Source organism: Methylomonas sp. BG-2, assembly GCF_057766305.1.
Genome location: NZ_JBYMAP010000389.1, coordinates 1 through 2250, shown reverse-complemented (window position 1 = coordinate 2250; position 2250 = coordinate 1). Strand labels below are relative to the sequence as shown.

The window sequence follows — 2250 nt, the reverse complement described above, 5'->3', positions numbered from 1 at the left end:
GGCTTCGCCATAGAGCGCGTCGTCGCCTTGGTAGAGTGCGGCTATGCCGGTAGCATCGCCTTCCAGATAATCGTCGCCATCGCCGCCGTAAAGGGTATCGGCGCCGCCTTCGCCCCACACGTCGTCATTCCCGCCTTTCGCGTCGATAGTGTCGTCGCCGTGGTAATCCGCCGCGCGGCCGGCGATCATTGCGTCGCCTTCGATCGTATCGGCGGTATCGCCGCCAATGATGGTGTCACTACCGCCGCCGCCCCGGGCAAATTGCTGGGTTTGGCCGGCGCCCAAGTCCAGGAAGTCGTTGCCGTGTTGCGCGATGTCGGCATTCAGGTCGCCTTCCAGCGCATCGTCGTCGGCCCCGCCGTAGACCGTATCGTTACCGGCGCCGCCGTCGAGGGCGTCCATGCCGTTTTCGCCGTAAATCACGTCGTCGCCACGCCCGCCCATGACCCAATCGCCGCCGTCGCCGCCGTAGACGATGTCATCACCGCCTTGGCCGGTATCGAGCGAGCCGTTCACCGGGCTGAGGCCGACGCCGTTCAGGTTGGGCCGAGTCGAATCGGCAAAGGGATAGGTCTGGTCAATCTTTGCAAAAGTCCAATCATTGACCGAAGTGGTGTAATCCGCATCGGCGAAGATGATGTCGTTACCGGCCCCGCCTTCCAGCCAGTCGCTGCCTTCGCCGCCCATCAAAGCATCGGAGCGGCCGCCGCCGATCAGTAAGTCGTCACCGGTGCCACCGCTGAGGAAGTCGCCCAGGCGGTCGGCGGGGACCGGACCCAGGGCCGCTTCGGCGTTTTGTTCGTCAGCATAGAGTACGTCGTTGCCTATGCCGCCTTGCAGGAGGTCGCGGCCGGCGCCACCGTCCAATACGTCGTTGCCCTTGCCGCCATCCAATAAATCGTTGCCGCTGCCGCCGTACAAAATATCGTTACCGCCCAGTGTCGCCGCCTGAACGACGGCCCCGTTGAGTTGCTGGCGGTGATGAGTCACGCCGTCTTCGTCCAGTTCGGCAACGGGTCAAGGACCAAGCGCCGCTAGCGTTGGCGATACCGCCATCGCCGTAGAGCAAATCGTCATCGCCGCCGCCCACCAACACATCGGCGCCGTCGCCGCCGGCCAATACGTCCCGACCGGTACCGCCGAACAGTTGATCGTTACCGCCGCCGCTGGCCAGCAGGTCGCCGCGTTGCGCCGTGCCGACAGCGGTTTGGCCTTGGTTGTATAGGGTCTGGAAGTCTTGTTGCTGGTCGGCGTACAGCAGATTATCGCCGCCGCGATTGGCCAGCAAAATATCGCTGCCGGCATAGCCTTCCAAGCGGTCGTTGCCGGTGTCGTCGTAAAGGATATCTTCCCGGCCCGGATCGGCCTCCGTGCCGACGATGACGTTGCCCAACGCATCGGTGCCAATCTGAATGCCGGCGGTATTGGGGTCTTGGTCCAGGGGTTTGAGGTCGCCGTGGGGAATAACACTTGCCGAAACGTCGGCGGCGGCAGTTTGCAGATGAATGCCGAAATCGTTCTCTGCGAATGCACTAGCGCTAGTTTGGTTTTGGAAAGTTATGCTATCTTCGGCACTCAGCGTCAGATGGCCGGGAGAATGGAACTGAATAATCTTGCCGTCACGAGAAGTAAAGATTGTGCCGCTGCCGTTATCGGTAAATACACCATCAATAAGTTTACCTTCATAGAAAATTCTATTTTGACCGCTATCAACAATAGTGTCGTTGCCTTCGATTATGTATAAGTCTTCACCCTCTCCTCCAATCAGCGTATCGGCGCCAGCCCCGCCTTCCAGCGTGTCTTTACCTCCACCTCCCTCAAGTCGGTTGTTGCCGCCATTGCCGGTCAAATGATCGTTTTTAGAACTGCCGATAGCGTTTTCGATCCAGTTGTTTTCTTGACCAGCCACTTGAAAGGCAATGGCTATTTGGGATTTACTTGTTTTTTCACTACTGCCGACAAAACTGAAATGGCCTGGGCGTAGGTCAATGGTGACGCTTTGGCTTTGGTCGCTGGCGTCGATTTCGTCCGTGCCGCGGGCATCCCAGATGGCTTGGATGGCGTCGGCGCCGGTTTTGAATCTGTGGGCCTCTGTGCCGATGTTATCGCCTTCGTTTGTATGGGGGTTGACGCCGTAAAGGGTTTGAATGGCGAGGATGTCGTAAAGCATGGGTTTGGAAGGGTACCATTGCTCGCCGTTCTCAAGCGTAATTTTGTGTAGGTCGTGTCCGTCGCCTTTCTTGCCGTCCA

Annotated in this window: 2 protein-coding genes; both read right to left on the bottom strand. The window is 59.1% G+C overall.

The features are described 5' to 3' along the window. The coding region (locus AC3B8H_RS20515; protein ID WP_488443371.1) for a calcium-binding protein at positions 1-990 on the bottom strand (990 nt) is incomplete at its 3' end. After that, positions 929-2250, bottom strand: a 1322-nt coding sequence (locus AC3B8H_RS20510) for a calcium-binding protein (protein WP_488443370.1), incomplete at its 5' end; no start/stop codon positions are given. The genes AC3B8H_RS20510 and AC3B8H_RS20515, both read right to left, overlap by 62 nt.